Here is a 19422-nt window from a genome sequence, read left to right on the forward strand (position 1 = left end):
CAAGATGTAATGTAGCAAAATCCGTAAAGATTTATTTATAGAATACGAGGAGGAATTACCTTGTACGAATACTTAACAGGCCTTGTAACCGTTGTTGCACCACAATATATCGTTGTTGATGTTAATGGGGTTGGCTATAAATTATTAGTTGCTAATCCCTATCGTTATCAAGAGGATCGGAATAAGAAGGTCCAAGTATATGTTTACCAAGCAGTTCGTGAGGATAATATTTCCTTGTTTGGTTTCACAGATCAAAATGAAAAAAATCTATTTATGCAATTAATCAATGTTTCCGGAATTGGGCCAAAGAGTGCTTTAGCAATTTTAGCTAACCCTGATCATCAAGGGCTTGTTGATGCAATTACTAATAATAATGTTAGCTATTTAACTAAGTTCCCAGGAATCGGGAAAAAAACAGCTTCGCAAATTGTGTTAGACTTACGTGATAAGCTCACTAATGAAAGCAGCAGCTCATTATTTGCAACAACTCAGCTTACCGTTGATGCAACAGTAAATCGTGAGTTGAAAGATGCTTTGGAAGCATTGGCCGCATTAGGATACAAGGAACGGGACATTAAAAAGGTTCAAAAGGCATTAATGAAAGAAGAACAAATGGCAACCGATGAATACTTAAGACAAGCATTAAGGTTGCTTAACTAGGAGGTGCAAGACTTGTGGAAAATGATCATGGTATTTTATCAGATCACCCATCAGGAGAAGAAGAAAGCCAAGTTGAGATAACTCTTCGACCACAGAAACTAAGGGAATATATTGGTCAACCTAAAATCAAGCACGAACTAGAAGTATATATTAAGGCGGCCCAATCCCGGGAAGAAGCCCTTGACCATGTATTGTTATATGGTCCTCCAGGATTAGGAAAGACAACTTTAGCGATGGTAATAGCTAATGAGATGGGCGTTAATATCAAAACGACTAGTGGACCAGCGATCGAAAAGCCAGGAGATTTGGTTGCTTTATTGAATGAGTTGAAACCGGGGGATGTCCTTTTTGTTGATGAAATCCACCGGTTACCCAAAGTCGTGGAAGAAATGCTTTATTCAGCGATGGAAGATTACTATATTGATATTGTTATTGGTGAGGGACCAACTGCGCACCCCGTTCATTTTCCTCTTCCGCCATTTACATTAATTGGGGCAACGACACGGGCCGGAATGTTATCGGCACCATTACGTGATCGTTTCGGGATCGTTGAACACATGAACTACTATACTCAAGATGAACTGACAAAAATTATTTTTCGTTCTGCCAAGATTTTCCATACTAGCATTCAAGATGAAGGGGCCCATGAACTATCTCTTCGTTCACGTGGTACGCCGCGAATCGCAAACCGCCTTTTAAAACGGGTACGTGATTTTGCTCAGGTAGCAGGGAAACAAAGCATTGATTCAGCAATTGTTAAGCAAGCATTATCCCTTCTCCAAGTTGATGATCGGGGCTTAGATGAGATTGATCGGAAAATGCTATTAACGATGATCAATTTCTACCATGGAGGTCCAGTAGGATTAAAAACAATTGCGGCAAATATTGGTGAAGAAACTAATACGATTGAAGAAATGTATGAACCATATCTATTACAGATTGGCTTTATTAGTCGTACCCCTCGCGGCCGGTTAGTGACACCGACAGCGTATGAGCATTTAGGGATTGAATATCCTACTGATAAAAATTGATTGAGGAAAATTATGAGTAAGTTAGAATTTACAATTAATCAAAGCGATCGCCAAGCACGAACTGGACTTTTGCAGGTTAATGGACGACAAATTGAAACACCGGCTTTGGTTGCAAGTGGAGATGAATTAGCAAAGTTATCACCTATTCAGCTTAATCAGGCTGGTGTAAGCGCAGTTAAGACAAGTGGGTTAAAGCGTTGGCTAAAATATGATTCGATGACTGAAAAATTAGGAGACCTTCATCGTTTTTTCCAGTGGGATGGTCTTTTACTTGTGGACTTGGAAACTGAGGAGGCCTATCACTTAGCAAAACCGCGAGGGAAAAAACACGATGGCGTTCGGTTTCATGATCCGGCAACTGGACAACTCAAATTCTGGCAACCAGAAACTGCCCTTCAAGTTCAAGAAGCACTTGGGGCTGATATTTTTCAAAGTTTTGACCAGGCAACAGATTATTATGCGCCAGTTGATGATCTGAAAGCAGGGGTAAAACAAACTAGTGACTGGTTATCTGTTGTTAAGCTCCAAAAAGGACAATCCCTTGGTTCGATTGTTGGCGGCGGCTTAAAAGATTTGCGGACAGCCAGTATTAAGGCGGTCGATGAGGCTGGGCTAAGCGGCTATCGTTTAAGTGGGATTCCTAGCAACTTAGATGATCAAGAGTTTAGCCGAATCATTAATGAAATTACGCCTAAACTAGAAGAGGAGAAACTGCGCTACCTCCCTGCTGCACTTTCTTTTGACCAAATGATAGAGGCAATTTTAGCAGGAGTAGATTTAATTGATAGCAATCTAGCAGCTAAAAAAGCGGCTAATGGGATTGCACTAGTTAATCAAGGAGCAACAGTTCTTCATCTTGATCGTCAACATTTTAGCTTCGATTCACAAGTACTTGATCGTCAATGTGCGTGTGCAACTTGTCGCGCGGGCTATTCAAGAGCATTGCTCCATAGCTTAATTACCAATCAAAGTTTTTACGGTGAACAACTTTTGCTGCAGCATAATCTGTTTACCCTCAATAAATTAATGAATAGTCTACGACAAGCAATTAAAAATCATCAAACAAAAAAATTTGTTCAAGAATTATTGCAGAATCAATAGAGCATATAGCTTTTTGCAGTAAAGTTTGTTAAAGTTAATATTAGTTAACTTTTTGAAGGGATGGATAAACCGTGAATAGTTTGAGTAGTTTTGTTCTTGGCGCTGCTTCATCTAATAATGCAAGTGGTTACTCAGGAATTATTTTAATCATCTTAACGGTAGCATTAATGTACTTCTTTATGATTCGCCCACAACAAAAGCAACGTAAAGAACACCAAGAGATGATGAATGAATTACACCCAGGTGATGAAGTTGTTACGATTGGTCGGATGCATGGTAAGATTGATTCAATCAATAAGGCTGATCGGACAGTTACTTTAGATTGTGAAGGGATCTACCTTACTTTTGATATGGTGGCAATTGCCCGTGTTATCAAACGAGCAGATGCACCAGCTAGTGAAGCTCCCCAAGATAATAAAGCTGTTGTTAGTTCTGCAGCTGACAGTTCTGCAGATGCTTCAGCAGATAACGCTGCTAGTGAGCCTGCATCTGCAGCGAGTGCTAGTGATGAACAAAAAGACAGCGAAGAAAAGTAATTTAATTTAGATGAAAATAGTCGTAAACAGGCGAATATTTTCATCTTTTTTATTTGGTTGTTAATCGCGTTTATTGCTATACTAAAAGATAGTGTTAAATTTTATTCGGGTAAGGAGAATAGCATAATGGCAGATCCATTAACAGCAATTTTTGAACAAATCAAAAAATACAATAAAATAATTATTCATCGGCATCAACGCCCTGATCCAGATGCAATTGGCTCACAAGTTGGCCTTGCGGAAATTTTACGGGCTTCATTCCCATACAAGCAAATTTATGTTGTAGGGAAGCATATTCCAGGGTTTGATTGGATCGGTGAGATGGATACGATTGACAATCAGACATTTGATGATGCATTAGTAATTGTTACGGATACAGCAAATGCGCCGCGAATTGATGATCGGCGCTTTGATAATGGGGACGAGCTTATTAAGATTGATCACCACCCTAACGATGAACCCTTTGGCGATATTATGTGGGTTGAACCAGATGCTTCTAGCTGCTCTGAAATGATTTATAGTTTTTATCAACGATTTGCAAAAGAATTAACGCTTCCCCAGAAGGCTGCCCATGCCTTATACGCAGGAATTATTGGCGATACAGGTCGTTTCCTTTATCCAGCAACAACTCCTCGAACGATGCTAGTTGCAGGTTCGTTAATGGCGGCCGGCGCAAATGCAGCGGAAATTAGTCAGCACGAAAATGAAATTACCTTACCAGTGGCCCGTCTATCAGCATATGTTTATGAGAATTTGCAGATATTAGATAATGGAGCCGCATATGTTATCTTAACCAATGAAATTTTAGAGCAATTTGGATTAACTGAAGCCGGGACATCCGCAATTGTTTCTTTACCAGGTCGAATTCATGATGTTATTGCCTGGGCGATCTTTGTAGAACAAGAAGATGGCCATTATCGTATTCGTCTCCGTTCAAAGGGGCCAACAATTAATGAATTAGCTAAGCAGCATGATGGGGGTGGACATCCCCTTGCTAGTGGCGCTAAGGCTAAAGATGAAGCAGAAATTAAACAAGTGATTGATGAATTGGACCAATTAACACAAAGTTATGCAAACCAAAAATGAAAGGGAAATAGCTATGAGTGATAAAAAATTTGCTGATTTTCAGTTACAACCTTATCTGTTAACAGCGATTCAAAAAATTAATTTTCGTCAACCAACACCGGTCCAACAACGAGTAATACCAGTGATTATGGCTGGACGAAGTGTTGTGGGGCAATCAGCAACTGGTAGTGGAAAAACACATGCCTTCCTCTTGCCGATTTTTTCAAAGATTAATCCAGAAGATCAAACCGTTCAAGCAGTAATCACAACTCCTAGTCGGGAATTAGCATACCAAATTTATAATGCGGCAAAGCAACTTAATAAGTATGCTCCTCATCCTCTTACCATTCACAATTATGTCGGTGGTACAGACAAGCAGCATCAAGTTGACCAATTAAGTCGAAAACAGCCTCAATTGGTCATTGGAACTCCGGGAAGAGTATTAGACTTAATCAAGAGTCAAGCATTGGATATTCACACAGCAAAAATGTTTGTGGTGGATGAAGCGGACATGACCCTGGATATGGGATTCTTACATGAAGTTGACCAAATTGCCAGTCATTTTCCTGATGACCTTCAAATGATGGTTTTCTCAGCAACGATTCCGCAGAAACTGCGCCCATTCTTAAAAAAGTATATGGAAAATCCAGTCGTTGAAGAGATTCCTACTGAAGCGGTAATTAATCCAGACGTGGATAATTGGTTAATGTCAACTAAGGGGCAAGATCGTAACCAGCTAATTTATCGTTTGCTGACTCTTGGTGAACCATATCTTGCGTTGGTATTTGCTAATACAAAAGAGCGAGCAGTTGAATTAACCCAGTACTTAGAAAATCAAGGGCTCAAAGTAGCAATGATTCATGGGGGACTAGAAGCTCGCCGTCGTAAACGGACAATGCGGCAAATCCGTGATCTTGAATATCAATATGTTGTGGCAACTGATCTAGCAGCCCGTGGAATTGATATTGATGGAGTATCACTAGTAATCAATGACGACTTGCCAACTGATCTTGAATATTTTGTTCATCGAGTTGGTCGTACCGGGCGAAATGGGATGAAGGGAACAGCCATTACCCTATATGAGCCAGCAGAAGACGATTTGATTGCTAAGCTTGAGGAGCGGGGAGTTAAATTTGTACCAAAAGAATTAAAGAATGGTCAACTAGTAACTACCCATGACCGTAATCGCCGGAAGCATTATAAGCGGCGGCAAAATGAACTTGATCCCTCAATGAAAGGTTACGTAAAAAAGACTAAGAAGAAGGTTAAACCTGGTTATAAGAAACGGATTAAAAAGGCGATTAAAGAAGACGAACAACAAAAACGTAAGCTAGAATTACGGCATAAGATTCGGAAAGCTAAGCGTGCTCGCCAAAAGCAACATCGCCGTGAACGAAATGCCCGTTGATTTTAAAGTAATTGTTCGCTATAATATGACACGTCTGGGACATGCTATAGCTAACGGAAAGTTTCAGAGACAGTTGGTAAGGTGTGACAACTGATTTCCTAGCCTTAGTGCTCCCCATTCGGATAATTTGATATTTAACCTTGGGCAACCAAGAAGTAAAGAGGTAAACGAATTCCATCGTTGCAAGCAGAGTGGTACCGCGTCAATCCGGCGTCTCTGATTCGCAATGGTGGTTTTTGTTTTAGAAAGGGCGATTTGATGAAAGAGTTAAAGAAGCTAAATAGTGCTCAAGTACGGCGAATGTACTTGAAGTTTTTTGAAGAGCATGGCCACCAAGTTATGCCGAGTGCATCATTAGTTCCAGTAAATGATCCAACATTACTATGGATTAACTCTGGAGTTGCCACAATGAAGAAATACTTTGATGGGAAAGTTGTTCCTGATAATCCACGGATGACAAGCTCACAAAAGAGTATTCGAACAAATGATATTGAAAACGTTGGTAAGACTGCCCGACACCATACCATGTTTGAAATGTTAGGTAACTTCTCTGTTGGTGATTACTTTAAGAATGAGGTAATTCCATGGGCTTGGGAATTGTTAACAAGTGATGAATGGTTTGGCTTTGATCCTGAACGGCTATACATTACTTATTACCCTAAAGACCATGACGCTTATAATCGTTGGCGTGAAGTAGGCGTTGCTGAAGATCACTTAATTGCTGATGAAGATAATTTCTGGGATATTGGTCAAGGTCCATCTGGTCCAGATACGGAAATTTTTTATGACCGTGGTCAAGAATTTAATAATTTAGCCGAGGATGATCCAGAAAACTATCCTGGCGGTGAAAATGAACGCTATCTTGAAATTTGGAACATTGTCTTTAGTCAATTTAACCATACGCCTGAAGATACTTATGAACCACTTCCTCATAAAAATATTGATACGGGGATGGGGCTTGAACGGGTTGTTTCGATCTTTGAAAATGCCCCTACTAACTTTGAAACCGACCTCTTTATGCCATTAATCAAGCAAGCTGAAGAGTTTAGTGGTACTAAGAAGTATGGTCAAAATAAAGAAGACGATATTCAATTTAAGATTATCGCTGATCATATTCGGACAATTACCTTTGCGATCGGGGATGGCGCTTTGCCTTCAAATGTTGGTCGTGGATACGTTATTCGGCGGTTGCTTCGGCGAGCAGTTGTTGCTGGAAAGAAGTTGGGAATCGATGAACCATTTTTAGCAAAGATGGTTCCAACAGTCGGCAAAATCATGGAAGATTACTATCCTGATGTTCTTAAAAATGCTGACTATATTGCTTCAGTTATTGAATCAGAGGAAGATCGCTTTAGTGCAACCTTAAATGGCGGATTAAACTTGTTGAATAACGTGATTGCTGAAGCTAAGGAAAATAAGACCAACGAAATTGATGGACGAACAGCCTTTAAACTTTATGATACTTATGGCTTCCCAATTGAATTAACTAAGGAATATGCTGAAGATGAAGGATTAACAGTTGATGAAAAGGGCTTCCAAGCAGCAATGACAGAGCAGCAAAATCGTGCTCGTAATGCCCGTGATATGGATAACGGGATGGGTGTTCAAACTGATTTGTGGACTTCATTCAAAGAAAATAGCAAATATGTTGGTTACACCGATTTGGCCGTTAATAATGCAAAAATTATTGGTTTAGCGCATGATGGTCAACAAGCTGATGAAGCACAACCAGGTGATAAGAACATTGAATTAATTTTTGATGTAACGCCATTCTATGCTGAAATGGGAGGCCAAGTTGCTGATACTGGTGACATTATTGATAACTATGGTAAAAAAGTTGGTCGGGTGGTTGATGTCCAACATGCACCAAACCAGCAAAACCTTCATCGGGTAGAATTAACTGCCCCTATTAAAAGGGGTGCCCGTTACAAACTGGTTGTTGACCGTATTCGTCACCTTAAGATTGAAAAGAACCATACAGCAACGCACTTGTTAGACCAAGCATTACGGAACGTTCTTGGTGGTCATACTCAACAAGCCGGATCATTAGTTGAAGAACATTACCTACGTTTTGACTTTAACCACTTTGGTCAAGTAACTGCTGAGGACCTCAAGAAGGTTGAGAACATGGTTAATGAGCAAATCTGGAAGGAAATCCCAGTCAAAACAGTTGAAACTGATATTGATTCTGCTAAGGAAATGGGTGCCATCGCCTTATTCTCAGATAAGTATGGTGATAAGGTTCGGGTTGTTAAGATTGGTGACTTTAACACTGAGTTCTGTGGTGGTGATCACGTTAAGAACACGAATGAGCTCGGTCTCTTCAAGATTGTTTCTGAAGGAGGAGTTGGTGCTGGAGTACGGCGGATCGAAGCAGTAACTTCCAGTGATGCCTTTAAGTTCCTCCAAGATCGTGATGACCTCTTAACAAAGAGCGCTGCTAGTTTGAAGGTTGCTCAGATTAAGGAAGTTCCTCACCAAGTAGAAACACTGCAAAATGAACTTAAAGAAGCTCAGAAGCAAAATGAGTCTCTTCAAGCTAAGATTGCTGCTCAACAAGCTAATAATGTTTTTGAAAACGTTCAAGCAACCAAGAATGGAAGTTTAATTGCTGCCGAAGTTCAAGTTGCTGGAATGGGTCAATTACGGCAACTTGCTGATACTTGGCGTTCAAAGGCTCTTTCTGATGTTCTTGTCCTTGCGACAGCTAGTGATGGGAAAGCAAACTTATTAGTGGCTGTTAGTGATGATAAAACTAAGGAAGGCTTAAAAGCGGGTGACCTTATTAAGACGATTGCGCCAGCCATTAATGGTGGCGGTGGCGGTCGACCAAACCTCGCCCAAGCTGGTGGAAAGAATCCAGCTGGAATTAAGGAAGCCTTAAGCCAAGCTAAAGATTACCTCGATAAGTAAATCAAAAATGAGAAGGAAATAACCATCTCATAGTCTAAGAGATTGAAAGAAACCAATTTTTGAGTTCTTTCAATCTCTTTTTGTAAGAACTTCTTAAAGTAATAAAGAAATACTATCAAGAAACGCTATTATCAGCTATAATACAAAACTTGTAGTTTAAGATAAAACTAATATTACTGTTTACTTACAATTGACAAATGTAAATTGTGATTTTAATAAGAATATAGTAAAATTGATGGTTGAAAAGAATATCTGGAGGTGACGATTGATGGCTACAAATGATAAAACGATGTTCTTTGATTTCGGTCAAGAACGTCAAGAAGATATTAAGCAAACATTAAAGACGGTTTATGAATCATTAGAAGAAAAGGGATACAACCCGATTAATCAAATTGTCGGTTATCTTTTATCTGGTGATCCAGCTTATATTCCGCGTTTGAATGATGCACGTAACTTGATTCGTCAACATGAACGTGACGAAATTATTGAAGAGCTTGTTCGGTCATACCTAAAGAATAACGGTGAAACTAAATGAGATTAATGGGATTAGACGTTGGCTCTAAAACGGTTGGTATTTCTGTAAGCGATCCTCTTGGTTGGACGGCCCAAGCAGTTGAGATTATTCTAATTGATGAAGAAAACGAAATTTTCGGGATTGATCGTGTTGCCGAGTTAGTGAAAAAAGAACAGGTAGCTGGGTTTGTAATTGGCCTTCCTAAAAATATGAATAATACAGAAGGTCCTCGTGTTGAAGCATCTCAGCACTATGGCAAGCTATTACAACAACGTTTTCCAGATATTCCTATTGACTTTCAAGATGAACGTTTAACGACGGTTGAGGCACACCGAATGCTAGTTGAAGAAGCGGACATTTCACGTGCTAAGCAGAAAAAAGTTATCGATGAAGTTGCAGCAACATTCATTTTACAAAGCTATTTGGATCGCCATGGCCGCCTTGTGAATAAGCTAAAATGAGGTATTAAAATGAGTAAACAAGAAAATAACGAAGACATGATTACATTAATTGATGAGAATGGTAACGAACAATTATTTAAGGAATTGTTTACGTTTGATTCTGATGATTATGGCAAATCATATATCTTTATCTATCCAGCAGAACAAGAAAATGACGATTCCGTTGATATTCAAGCTTACATTATAGCTGATAATGAAGATAACGATGGGCAGGACCTTGTTCCAATTGAAGATGATAAGGAATGGGACATGGTTGAAGAAGTATTAAATACTTTCCTTGATAATGATGGTAATTTCAAGGCCTAATTAAAATTGCCAGATAAATAAAATATTAACAAAAGGGAGCTGTAGACACATTTGTCACAGTCCTTTTTCTTTACAAGCAGAATGAAAGGATCATTAGGATGATTTTAACAACCTTTATTATTTTGATTTTAATGGGGTGCTTTATTAATGGTCATCACCGCGGATTATTGACAATGACGTTAATGCTGGGGACATATATAGTAGCTTGGATCGTTGCTCGCCAGGGAGCCCAATTGATTGGTGGCTGGTTAAAATCGTTATTACCAAGTATTGGAACCCCAGCAACTTTTTCCGAGAGCTTGCTTGCAAATGTAAATAGTAATCTTTTCTTTTATAATGGGATTGCATTTATGATAATTTTTACAATTGTTTCAATTCTTTGTCACTGGGGAATTCGTCAGTTAAACTGGATAAAGAGGATTCCAGTGGTGGGAACAGTTGATAAGATCGCAGGTGGCTTAATCTCATTTTTGATTGGCTATTTGATTATTTACGTTGTTTTACTAATTATGCAATTATTTCCAGCAGGTTGGTGGCAAATGCAAATAGCAAACTCGGAACTAGCACGTTTTATGATTAATCAAACACCAGGAATAGCGCATTTAGTAATTGATACGCTAGTACAGGGAGGATAAAATGAATAGCAAAATTTTAGAAACATTAGAATTTGATCGAATAAAAGGACAACTGGCACAATACCTTGTTTCTGCTGCTGGTCGTCGCGAATTAACGCAGCTTGTTCCACAGACTGATTATAAGGCAGTCAAAGAACTTTTGACAGAAACTACTGATGGGGCCGATATTTTAAGGTTAGAAGATGGGATTCCTATTTCGCAACTAGCTGATATCAAACCGCAATTGAAACGTTTGAAAATTAAGGCAAATCTGAACGGCACGGAATTAGCTCAAATTACTAAAGTGCTGCAAACTAGTATGAGTGTAAAAAACTTTTTTGATCAGATGCGGGAGAAAAAAATTAAACTGCAGGTTTTAACTACCCAAGTTGACCGCCTAGTTACAATTCCTTCAATTACCCAGCGGCTAGTTCGTTCGATTGATCCTGATGGACGGATAAATGATGAGGCATCAGCTAAACTCCATGGTATCCGGCAATTAATTACCCAAACGGAAACAGAAATTCACCAACAAATGGAAAGGTACACGCGCGGAAAAAATGCGAAATACTTAAGCGACCCGATTGTCACAATGCGGAATGACCGCTATGTAATTCCAGTAATCGCTCGCTATCGAAATAAATTTGGTGGGGTTGTTCATGACCAAAGTGCTAGTGGACAAACATTATATATTGAACCTGCAGCCGTTGTAGAAACCAATAATCGGTTACGACAAGCACAAATAGAAGAACGGCAAGAAATGCAACGAGTATTAATTGAGTTATCACAAATGATCGCTCCTTATCGACATGATATTGGTCAGAATGAAGCAATTCTTGGACACCTTGACTTTATTAATGCCAAGGCACGCTGGGCACATGATACTAAGGCAACGCTACCGCTCTTAAGCAAAGAAAATCATGTTTCATTACGGAAAGCGCGTCATCCCCTGATCGATCCCCAACGAGTAGTGACAAATGACATTAAGATTGGGGAAGATTACCAAGCGATTATTATTACTGGACCCAACACTGGTGGTAAAACCATTACGCTTAAAACTTTAGGAATTATTCAATTGATGGGACAATCTGGCCTATTTATTCCCGCAGAAGAAGGCAGCACAATTGGGATCTTTGATAATGTATTTGCGGATATTGGTGATGAACAATCATTGGAACAAAATCTGAGTACTTTCTCTGGTCATATGGATAGAGTAAAAGCCATTCTTGAACAAATTACAAGTCGTAGCTTAGTCCTTTTAGATGAGCTTGGTGCTGGGACTGATCCCAAAGAAGGGGCTGCTTTAGCAATGGCAATTCTTGATAATATTGGCAGTAAAGGAACCATGGTTGTAATTACTACCCACTATCCTGAACTCAAAGTTTATGGTTATGATCGTGCTAAGACGATTAATGCTAGTATGGAATTTGACCAAGAAACTCTTAAGCCGACGTATAAATTACTCCTAGGGATTCCTGGGCGGTCAAATGGATTAGAGATTGCTCAGCGATTAGGAATTAGTCCCCAGGTTATTGATGAAGCACGGACATTTGTTAGTGATGATAGTCAAGACCTTAACAATATGATTGGTGATTTAGTAGAGCAACGGAAAAAAGCCCGTGAAGAAAGTGAAAAGCTAGCAAAACTAGTAGCCAAAAATGAAAAAGTTCAGTGTGACCTTGATGAGAAACTCACCCGCTTTAATGAACAGCGCGATAAGCTATACGAACAAGCACGTTCAAAGGCCAACCATCAAGTTTCGATGGCTAAGAAAAAGGCTGACCGAATTATTCATCATTTGCGCCAGTTAGAAGTTCAGCAGGGCGGAAATGTAAAAGAAAATGAATTAATTGATGCACAAGGGCAATTAAACGCTCTTCATCGTGATAATCCCCGGTTGCAACACAACTCCGTATTACAACGGGCTAAGCAAAAGCATGATTTACATAAAGGTGATGCAGTCTTGGTGAAATCTTATGGTCAATATGGAGAACTTTTATCTAAGCGGGGGAACCACAAGTGGGAAGTTCAGATTGGAATTCTTAAAATGGAAATTGATGAGAATAATCTTGAAAAAGTAGCTAAGAAAGATCTTCCAAGAGAAAAAGATGCAAAGCGGCGACCACGGGCTGCTGTGAGAACGACACAAACGCGAAAGACCTCGGCCCGTCTTGATTTGCGCGGTCATCGCTATGAACAAGCAATGAGTGAGCTAAGTAACTTTATTGATCATGCATTGTTGAATAATCTTTCAACAGTAACAATTATTCACGGAAAAGGAACCGGTGCTCTTCGTAAGGGAACGCAACAATATTTGCAAAGCAATCCACGAGTTAAATCATTTTCCTATGCTTCCCCTAATGCTGGTGGGGATGGGGCAACAATTGTTAATTTATAATTACTTACTATAAAAAAGTAAGCAAGTTAAATGACATTTAAGAAGTGATTTGTTAGAATAGCGTTAAGAAAAACAAAGGAGGAATTGAAGATGGCTGTAAACGTAACTACAGATCAAACATTTGAACAAGATACTGCCACTGGTGTAGATTTAATTGATTTTTGGGCAACTTGGTGTGGTCCATGTCGAATGCAATCACCAGTAGTCGATGCGCTGTCTGATAAGATGACTGATATTAAATTTTTTAAGATGGATGTTGACCAAAATCCAGAAACTGCACAAAAATTCCGGATTATGAGTATCCCTACATTAATGGTTAAGAAAGATGGTAAGGTAGTAGACCAAATCATTGGTTACCATAGTGAAGATCAATTAAAGCAAATCTTACAACAATATGTTGATTAGAAAAAAGCTGGAGAAAAACTTTTTGTTTTCTTCCAGCTTTTTCGTATTTTAAACTTATTTTTTATCTTTTTTTCGTCGCTTTAGTAGTGAATGCCGAGTTTCTTTTTTGGGGGCGTCTTCTTTTTCGTCAGGGCGATCAACAGTGATGAATGTTACCATTTCGGATCGTTCATTATCAGCTGAACTTTGTGGATCGTTTTGAATCAAAATATCAACATAATCACGGTGACGGTCAAAGATCTTTGCCTCTGCAACCGTTCCAAGTTGAAACTCTACTTCTTGAGCAAGAAAACCACACTCTAAACCAAAGGAGGTTTCCTCTTCGTCTCTTTGAATCCGTTCCTTTACAATTACCCCTGATAGCCGCCACACTTGAGAAGTATTGCTTTTTTTACGTAAAGCTAAGCGGCCAAAGCCTAGCTGATTAGTGAGGTATACTAGATCTTCAGTTGTAGCAACAGGATATACTCGAGCGAGATCTTTACCAATCCAATATAGCATCTCATCGGTCTCTTTGCCTAGGATGGCTGGTAAAATCACATCACGCATTGTCCCAGCCCCTAGTCCTTGATGACCGGCTATTAACTGATTATATAATTTCTGACTCATATCCACTCGCTCCTTTTTAACAATCATTATTATTATACTTAAAATTCAAGATCTTAATAGGGTTAAACCTGAAAAACTTGCAAAATCTTATGGAGAAACGGATAATATAGTTTCAAGGTTTTAAACGTTTTAATGAATTAACGAGGTGAAGAGAATGGATAAACGACCAATCGGGGTTATGGATTCAGGGTTAGGCGGCCTATCTGTAATTCGTGTACTTCGTGAACAAATGCCCCAAGAATCTGTAATTTTTGTGGGGGACCAAGGGCATTTTCCATATGGAACTAAGACAAAAGAACAGATTCAGCAATTAGCATTACACATTGGAAAATTCTTGTTAAAACAAGATGTAAAAATGATGATAATTGCATGTAATACCGCGACTGCAGCAGCTTTTCAACTTCTTCAAAATGAATTACCAATTCCAGTAATTGGGGTAATTGAACCAGGAGCCATGGCTGCTACCCAACATCATTATAAAAAAATTGGGGTAATTGGCACTGAATCCACTATTAAAAATGGCGCTTATGCTAAAACGTTAGCTAAACTCAATCCAGATCTAGGTGTTATCAGTTCTCCCGCACAGCCACTTGTCCCAATTGTTGAACATGGGCAAACAGGGACAGCTGAAGCACAAAAAGCTGTTGATGCTGAATTAAAAGTATTTGATAATCAATCGATTGAAGCTTTGATCCTTGGATGCACCCATTTTCCGTTTTTACAAAAAGAAATTCATAATAAATTAGGATCTAATGTTCAGTTAATTGATCCTGCATTTGAGACAATCAGACAGACAAAGGAATTATTAACTAGTGAAAATCAATTGAGTGATGATTTAACGTCAAGTATCGACCTTTATTCAACGGGAGATGTTAAAGACTTAGTTGCTGGTGCACAACAATGGTTACCAAACGGATACAGTAAGTGTGCACATATTGAATTAAACGAGGAAGGTTAAAATGAAAACAATCGTAATTGCAACAAAGAATGCTGGGAAAGCGCGTGAATACCAAGAGATGCTTGCTCCCCTAGAAATTGAAGTAAAAACATTAGCCGATTTTGCACCAATAGCAATTAATGAAAATGGTAAAACATTCGAAGAAAATGCAACAATTAAAGCCACTACAGCTGCTAATGAACTTCAATTACCTGTTATGGCGGATGATTCGGGATTAATGGTTGATGCCCTTGGCGGTGCTCCAGGGGTACGTTCAGCAAGGTATGCTGGTGATCATGACGATGCTGCTAATAATGCTAAACTCTTATCGGCATTAAATGGGGTACCGGATGAAAAAAGGACTGCTCACTTCCATACTACCATCGTCGGAATTAAGCCTGATGGGACAAAACTAGTTGCTAATGGCCGAGTTGATGGTCATATTCTTCATCAACTCACGGGAGAAAACGGTTTTGGCTATGACCCGCTTTTTTATGTCGATGAATTAGGCAAATCAATGGCCCAGTTAACAGCGGGCCAAAAGAATCAAATTAGTCATCGTGGCCGCGCATTACGGTCATTTATGAAGCAATTTAATGATTGGTGGAAATAGAAAATGAAGATATTAGTTGTGAGTGATAACCATCGAGAAGAAAAAATTTTGACAGAGATTGTTCAAGAAATGAGGGATCAGGTTGACCTAATGATTCACTGTGGGGATTCAGAATTAGCTCCTGATCAGGAACCGATGAGCAATTTTAAGGCAGTGAAGGGGAATAATGATTATGGTTTGTCGTACCCTAATGAGTTGGTAATTAATGCTGGGCAAGAGCAGCTCTATCTAACTCATGGTCATTTACAGCGAGTCAATTTTTCTCTGACCCCTCTGATGCTTACCGGCCAAGAAAAAGGTGCCTCCATTGTGTGCTATGGGCATACTCATCAATTAGGAGCCGTTTACGATCATCAAATGCTAATAATTAATCCTGGGAGCATCAGTTTTCCTCGTGGTGAATATGCTAAACTCGGGGGAACTTTTGCAATTATTGATGCGCAGCCTGAGCAGTTTATTGTTGATTATTATAACCGCGAGATGGAAGCTGTTCCTGAATTACATTGTGAATTCAGGCGTCAGAAATAAAGGAGTGTATTTTTGTGATTGATCAGCGTTTACGGACTTTATTGCTGAAAAATAAGCAGAAGTTTATGATCCCTGCCAGTTTAGTTGCAACAGTAAATCAAAGCAACAGTTTAGATCATGCATTTTTAGTCCTTACTAAGGATCGGTACGCTAAAATTATTGTGATTGATAATAAAAACCGTTACTGTGGTCAAGTTTCTTTGGCGATGATTACTGACCGATTATTGGAGACAAAACGGATCAATGTGGAGCGCTTAAATGAATTAAAGGTCAGGGATGTGATGCAAACCGATGCGCCAGTTATCCAAGATCCAACTGATATCGAAGAAAATTTACACCTCTTAATTGATCAGTCATTTTTACCGGTGGTGGACGATCATAATTACTTTTGCGGAATTGTGACGCGTCGTGAAGTATTAAAGGCAGTCAATTATACAATGCATACTTTTGGAAAATAATGAAAGTAGCTGTGACATAAGTCGAGTTACTCTCATAAAAAACAAATAGCGCAGTACAACAGAGACCTCCAGCGCCCGGTAAAACCGAATGTTGGAGGCCTCTTTTTATCGTTCATTTTTAATTAATTGGATAATAGTCTGCAAGACGCCATCATGATTATTATCAATTGTGGTGGTGTGGGCAGCTTGCATTTGAATAATTGGTTGTGCATTTTGCATTGCGTAGCTTTGACTCGTCATCGCTAACATCCCGAGGTCATTTTCATTGTCACCAAACGTAACAATTTCATTTGCCTTTAAATTAAAGTGGGACTGCAAAAGGGAAAGAGCATTTTGTTTAGTTGCAGCAGCATTACCGATTAAGTCAGTATTAAAGCCTGAATTTTCCATGATTAAAGATGGCGGTAAGTAACCATCTAAGGTTGTTGCAACTTTTTTAAGATCGATATGGTTAGCAAAATTAATCGATATCTTAGTAAAATTTTCAGTTGGTCGTTGAGTGAAAATCTGCCGGATATCAGGAATGCGCTCCACATTTTCATAAAAAAGTTTCACGATATTGAAATCATGAGCACTCATTCCCTGATCGACATAAGATTTTTCACTAGTAGAGATTACTAATTGATTAATATCTTGTGGACCATAGAAACGGTCAAGGACATGAATAACCCGGGCTAAAGATTCTTGATTAATAGGAAAAGATTTAAATAATTTGCTTCCTAAATGAATAACTGAACCGTTTTGCGAAATAAATCCCATCTTGGCGGTGTAGTCTTTAAATTCTCGTTGCAACCGTGGAAAACTGGATCCGCTAGCAGCGACAAAGTAGATATTATGGCGTTCAAGTTGACGAAAGACCTTTGCAAATAAAGAATGATTGTAAGTATGGTCATCTCGTAAAAAGGTTCCGTCCATATCAGTAGCGATTAATTTAATACTCATTAGGTGCTCCCTCCCAGGCAATTGGAATATTATTCGTTCGTAATTCTTTAAGATATGCCGCCAAAAAGTGACTAGCAACAGTTGATTGTTTTCCGCTGACTGCTGTTATCGTCACGCGAAAAACGAGCGCACCGTCTGGGGTAACGACTGGTCCGACAATAACTGGTTTTAATTGTAGTGCTTTTGTTTGTGGCACTAGCTTTTTATTAACTTGCGTAACGATTTCTTCTACCTTGCTAAGAGGGGTTTTTGAAGTAATCCGAATATCAACGTTGCTAACCATATTATTTCGCGAAAGATTTTGCACAATGGTAATGTTACGGTTAGGAATAAAATTAAGTGTCCCATCGGAACTAGTAACTTGCGTAGTACGAATACCAAGAGCAGTTACTGTTCCTTTGATTTGACCGATTTGGACAGTATCGCCGACGTCTAATTGTTGCTCAAGTAGGATGAAAAATCCAGTCACAATATCACTAACAAGGCTTTGCGCACCAAGCCCCAATGCTAAACTAAAAATTCCGGCTCCAGCAATTAGAGTACCCACTGGAACGCCAATTTCTGATAATATGGCGTACAATAGGAAAAAATAACAAGTATAACGATAAATGTTTAAGACAAGGGCTTTTACCGTTGCCATTCGATTGCTATTTTTTAGTACATTGTATTTTTTTGATTCTTGAAAAAGGTGGACAATGATAACTCGTCCTACCCATAAAAGTATTAAAAATAAGACAAACGTAACGATAATTAAAAGAAATTTACTTAAAAGTTGTTGTGAAATTTCGTGCCAGGATAAATCTGTAAAAGCTTTTTTTAATTGTTCCGTTTGTTTTGATGTAAGTGAAGTGGCACCAGTGATCATAATAACCTCCTAAAAAATACTAATAAATATTTTAACAGGGAAGACAAGCTTCTGTCGACTACACTAGATTATCGTTTTTATTTGTTTTATGATATTCTTAGTATTGAATAAGTATTTTGAAAACTAAAGGAGGGATTATCAGATGACTTTTGGCCAGTTGGCAGGGTTAATTGCGGCAATCGCATTCCTAATATTAGTCATTTTTGCATGTATCCTGTTGAATCAATTGAGTAAGACAATGAAAGAAACAAATAAAAGTATTACAACTTTAACGCGGGATGTTCATTATCTTAGCCAAGAAATGGAGGACGTGCTAAGTAACACGAATACATTGTTAGACGATATTAACCATAAATCAGAACAACTAGATCCGGCGGTTAAAGCAGTTGCAGATGTAAGTCAGAGTGTTTCAGAAGTGAATGCCTCACTTCAAGAAATGGTCGAGAAAGCCCGGCTACACCGCGAAAAGCGACAATTTGACCGGAGTATTTTTAAGTTTGCAGGAAAGACGCTTGTTTTAGATGCTTTCAACAAATTTAGACAGCATCGGAAGCAAAAGAAAGGAATGACAAATAATGAGTAAAAAGTTACTTGCTGGGATATTATTAGGTGGAGCTGCAACATATGCTGCATGGAAGAAAATGGCACCAGCTAAAAAAGAAGCATTGAAAGAAAGCGTTGATGAAAAGATTAATAAAGTTGCTGATTATGTGACTGATTACACCTTAGACGCATTAGACATTGTTGATGATCTTATGAGTGATTCTAACTTGAACGATAAGGTGAGTGGCGCTGCGGATGCTGTTAATAATGTTACGGGTAAGGTAAAAGATAGCGCCAATAAAGTAGTTAATCATATGACTAATGATGACTTTGATAAGCAAACTGCTGATATTCGTGAGGAATTAGCGAAGAATAAAGAAGCAGATGAAGATAATAACGATATTATTATCGATGCTACTAGTGATCAAAAGCCAGCATCTACTGAAGACGATGAAGCAGGTCAAGATGACGCTAAGACAGCCGATAAATAAGTAAAATAAAAAGAGGCTGGGAAT

Annotated in this window: 22 protein-coding genes; 19 read left to right on the plus strand and 3 right to left on the minus strand. The window is 38.8% G+C overall.

The window, feature by feature from the left end:
- Window positions 1–60: 60 nt before the first annotated feature.
- The 13 genes from ruvA (at window position 61) to trxA (ending at window position 13412) form a co-directional block, all read left to right on the plus strand.
- Window positions 61–660 (plus strand): Holliday junction branch migration protein RuvA, encoded by a 600-nt coding sequence (ruvA, locus tag AACL61_RS02945; RefSeq protein WP_102816799.1) that lies wholly within the window; start codon window positions 61–63, stop codon window positions 658–660.
- Window positions 661–674: 14 nt separating this feature from the next.
- Complete coding sequence (gene ruvB, locus AACL61_RS02950; protein WP_003676058.1) at window positions 675–1691, plus strand: Holliday junction branch migration DNA helicase RuvB; 1017 nt, start codon at window positions 675–677, stop codon at window positions 1689–1691.
- A 12-nt stretch (window positions 1692–1703) separates the two neighbouring features.
- A complete protein-coding gene (locus tag AACL61_RS02955; protein ID WP_102816800.1) occupies window positions 1704–2792 on the plus strand; it encodes a tRNA guanosine(34) transglycosylase Tgt in 1089 nt (362 codons plus the stop codon).
- Window positions 2793–2863: 71 nt separating this feature from the next.
- Window positions 2864–3328 carry a preprotein translocase subunit YajC gene (yajC, locus tag AACL61_RS02960; RefSeq protein WP_339110973.1) on the plus strand — a complete coding sequence of 155 codons (465 nt, stop codon included), beginning with the start codon at window positions 2864–2866 and terminating at the stop codon, window positions 3326–3328.
- 126 nt (window positions 3329–3454) lie between these two features.
- Window positions 3455–4414 carry a DHH family phosphoesterase gene (locus AACL61_RS02965; RefSeq protein WP_011953421.1) on the plus strand — a complete coding sequence of 320 codons (960 nt, stop codon included), beginning with the start codon at window positions 3455–3457 and terminating at the stop codon, window positions 4412–4414.
- Between the two features lie 13 nt (window positions 4415–4427).
- Window positions 4428–5801: a DEAD/DEAH box helicase gene (locus tag AACL61_RS02970; protein ID WP_003676050.1), complete on the plus strand. Its 1374-nt coding sequence runs from the start codon at window positions 4428–4430 to the stop codon at window positions 5799–5801.
- A gap of 258 nt (window positions 5802–6059) precedes the next feature.
- Entirely contained in the window at window positions 6060–8714 is a 2655-nt protein-coding gene (gene alaS, locus AACL61_RS02975; protein ID WP_102816801.1) for an alanine--tRNA ligase, read from the plus strand.
- A gap of 268 nt (window positions 8715–8982) precedes the next feature.
- Window positions 8983–9249: an IreB family regulatory phosphoprotein gene (locus tag AACL61_RS02980; RefSeq protein ID WP_003666685.1), complete on the plus strand. Its 267-nt coding sequence runs from the start codon at window positions 8983–8985 to the stop codon at window positions 9247–9249.
- Window positions 9246–9689 carry a Holliday junction resolvase RuvX gene (gene ruvX, locus AACL61_RS02985; RefSeq protein ID WP_102816802.1) on the plus strand — a complete coding sequence of 148 codons (444 nt, stop codon included), beginning with the start codon at window positions 9246–9248 and terminating at the stop codon, window positions 9687–9689. Before AACL61_RS02980 ends, ruvX begins: the two co-directional genes overlap by 4 nt.
- Before the next feature lie 9 nt (window positions 9690–9698).
- Entirely contained in the window at window positions 9699–9995 is a 297-nt protein-coding gene (locus AACL61_RS02990) for a DUF1292 domain-containing protein (protein ID WP_003666689.1), read from the plus strand.
- Window positions 9996–10093: 98 nt separating this feature from the next.
- Window positions 10094–10630 carry a CvpA family protein gene (locus AACL61_RS02995; RefSeq protein ID WP_102816803.1) on the plus strand — a complete coding sequence of 179 codons (537 nt, stop codon included), beginning with the start codon at window positions 10094–10096 and terminating at the stop codon, window positions 10628–10630.
- 1 nt (window position 10631) lies between these two features.
- Entirely contained in the window at window positions 10632–13007 is a 2376-nt protein-coding gene (locus AACL61_RS03000; protein WP_102816804.1) for an endonuclease MutS2, read from the plus strand.
- 90 nt (window positions 13008–13097) lie between these two features.
- Window positions 13098–13412: a thioredoxin gene (gene trxA, locus AACL61_RS03005; RefSeq protein ID WP_019252905.1), complete on the plus strand. Its 315-nt coding sequence runs from the start codon at window positions 13098–13100 to the stop codon at window positions 13410–13412.
- Between the two features lie 54 nt (window positions 13413–13466).
- On the opposite strand, the gene AACL61_RS03010 is transcribed toward trxA, so the two are convergent.
- Window positions 13467–14021: a YslB family protein gene (locus AACL61_RS03010; protein ID WP_003666693.1), complete on the minus strand. Its 555-nt coding sequence runs from the start codon at window positions 14019–14021 to the stop codon at window positions 13467–13469.
- A gap of 154 nt (window positions 14022–14175) precedes the next feature.
- Here AACL61_RS03010 and murI point away from each other — a divergent pair, with 154 nt between their 5' ends.
- Genes murI through cbpB form a run of 4 tightly spaced genes read left to right on the plus strand, consistent with a single transcriptional unit; the run spans window position 14176 to window position 16557 of the window.
- Window positions 14176–14979 carry a glutamate racemase gene (gene murI / locus AACL61_RS03015; protein WP_339110974.1) on the plus strand — a complete coding sequence of 268 codons (804 nt, stop codon included), beginning with the start codon at window positions 14176–14178 and terminating at the stop codon, window positions 14977–14979.
- 1 nt (window position 14980) lies between these two features.
- Window positions 14981–15571 (plus strand): XTP/dITP diphosphatase, encoded by a 591-nt coding sequence (locus AACL61_RS03020; RefSeq protein WP_102816806.1) that lies wholly within the window; start codon window positions 14981–14983, stop codon window positions 15569–15571.
- A gap of 3 nt (window positions 15572–15574) precedes the next feature.
- On the plus strand, window positions 15575–16099 hold the full coding sequence (locus AACL61_RS03025; protein ID WP_102816807.1) for a metallophosphoesterase family protein: 525 nt from the start codon (window positions 15575–15577) through the stop codon (window positions 16097–16099).
- Between the two features lie 14 nt (window positions 16100–16113).
- Window positions 16114–16557: a cyclic-di-AMP-binding protein CbpB gene (gene cbpB / locus AACL61_RS03030; RefSeq protein WP_065532752.1), complete on the plus strand. Its 444-nt coding sequence runs from the start codon at window positions 16114–16116 to the stop codon at window positions 16555–16557.
- 105 nt (window positions 16558–16662) lie between these two features.
- On the opposite strand, the gene AACL61_RS03035 is transcribed toward cbpB, so the two are convergent.
- Both AACL61_RS03035 and AACL61_RS03040 read right to left on the minus strand, forming a co-directional pair.
- Window positions 16663–17499, minus strand: coding sequence for an HAD-IIB family hydrolase (locus AACL61_RS03035; protein WP_020842961.1), 837 nt, complete (start codon window positions 17497–17499; stop codon window positions 16663–16665).
- Window positions 17489–18364 (minus strand): mechanosensitive ion channel family protein, encoded by an 876-nt coding sequence (locus tag AACL61_RS03040; RefSeq protein ID WP_019252898.1) that lies wholly within the window; start codon window positions 18362–18364, stop codon window positions 17489–17491. Before AACL61_RS03040 ends, AACL61_RS03035 begins: the two co-directional genes overlap by 11 nt.
- Window positions 18365–18506: 142 nt before the next feature.
- Here AACL61_RS03040 and AACL61_RS03045 point away from each other — a divergent pair, with 142 nt between their 5' ends.
- Both AACL61_RS03045 and AACL61_RS03050 read left to right on the plus strand, forming a co-directional pair.
- Window positions 18507–18947 carry a DUF948 domain-containing protein gene (locus AACL61_RS03045; RefSeq protein WP_003666701.1) on the plus strand — a complete coding sequence of 147 codons (441 nt, stop codon included), beginning with the start codon at window positions 18507–18509 and terminating at the stop codon, window positions 18945–18947.
- Window positions 18940–19398 (plus strand): hypothetical protein, encoded by a 459-nt coding sequence (locus AACL61_RS03050; RefSeq protein ID WP_102816809.1) that lies wholly within the window; start codon window positions 18940–18942, stop codon window positions 19396–19398. The genes AACL61_RS03045 and AACL61_RS03050 overlap by 8 nt, the downstream gene beginning before the upstream one ends.
- The last annotated feature ends 24 nt before the right edge of the window (window positions 19399–19422 follow it).

Origin of the sequence: Limosilactobacillus reuteri subsp. porcinus, assembly GCF_036621895.1 — a bacterium.
Taxonomy (GTDB): Bacteria; Bacillota; Bacilli; order Lactobacillales; family Lactobacillaceae; genus Limosilactobacillus; species Limosilactobacillus reuteri_J.

Excerpts from the sequence above, each read along its gene's own strand:
- AACL61_RS03050 (WP_102816809.1), top strand. The coding sequence starts at position 18,940 with ATGAGTAAAAAGTTACTTGCTGGGATATTATTAGGTGGAGCTGCAACA.
- AACL61_RS02970 (WP_003676050.1), top strand. The coding sequence starts at position 4,428 with ATGAGTGATAAAAAATTTGCTGATTTTCAGTTACAACCTTATCTGTTA.
- AACL61_RS03010 (WP_003666693.1), bottom strand. The coding sequence starts at position 14,021 with ATGAGTCAGAAATTATATAATCAGTTAATAGCCGGTCATCAAGGACTA.
- murI (WP_339110974.1), top strand. The coding sequence starts at position 14,176 with ATGGATAAACGACCAATCGGGGTTATGGATTCAGGGTTAGGCGGCCTA.
- AACL61_RS02995 (WP_102816803.1), top strand. The coding sequence starts at position 10,094 with ATGATTTTAACAACCTTTATTATTTTGATTTTAATGGGGTGCTTTATT.
- trxA (WP_019252905.1), top strand. The coding sequence starts at position 13,098 with ATGGCTGTAAACGTAACTACAGATCAAACATTTGAACAAGATACTGCC.
- AACL61_RS02955 (WP_102816800.1), top strand. The coding sequence starts at position 1,704 with ATGAGTAAGTTAGAATTTACAATTAATCAAAGCGATCGCCAAGCACGA.
- AACL61_RS02965 (WP_011953421.1), top strand. The coding sequence starts at position 3,455 with ATGGCAGATCCATTAACAGCAATTTTTGAACAAATCAAAAAATACAAT.
- alaS (WP_102816801.1), top strand. The coding sequence starts at position 6,060 with ATGAAAGAGTTAAAGAAGCTAAATAGTGCTCAAGTACGGCGAATGTAC.
- AACL61_RS03020 (WP_102816806.1), top strand. The coding sequence starts at position 14,981 with ATGAAAACAATCGTAATTGCAACAAAGAATGCTGGGAAAGCGCGTGAA.
- AACL61_RS03000 (WP_102816804.1), top strand. The coding sequence starts at position 10,632 with ATGAATAGCAAAATTTTAGAAACATTAGAATTTGATCGAATAAAAGGA.
- AACL61_RS03035 (WP_020842961.1), bottom strand. The coding sequence starts at position 17,499 with ATGAGTATTAAATTAATCGCTACTGATATGGACGGAACCTTTTTACGA.
- ruvX (WP_102816802.1), top strand. The coding sequence starts at position 9,246 with ATGAGATTAATGGGATTAGACGTTGGCTCTAAAACGGTTGGTATTTCT.
- AACL61_RS03025 (WP_102816807.1), top strand. The coding sequence starts at position 15,575 with ATGAAGATATTAGTTGTGAGTGATAACCATCGAGAAGAAAAAATTTTG.
- AACL61_RS03045 (WP_003666701.1), top strand. The coding sequence starts at position 18,507 with ATGACTTTTGGCCAGTTGGCAGGGTTAATTGCGGCAATCGCATTCCTA.
- AACL61_RS02990 (WP_003666689.1), top strand. The coding sequence starts at position 9,699 with ATGAGTAAACAAGAAAATAACGAAGACATGATTACATTAATTGATGAG.
- AACL61_RS02980 (WP_003666685.1), top strand. The coding sequence starts at position 8,983 with ATGGCTACAAATGATAAAACGATGTTCTTTGATTTCGGTCAAGAACGT.
- AACL61_RS03040 (WP_019252898.1), bottom strand. The coding sequence starts at position 18,364 with ATGATCACTGGTGCCACTTCACTTACATCAAAACAAACGGAACAATTA.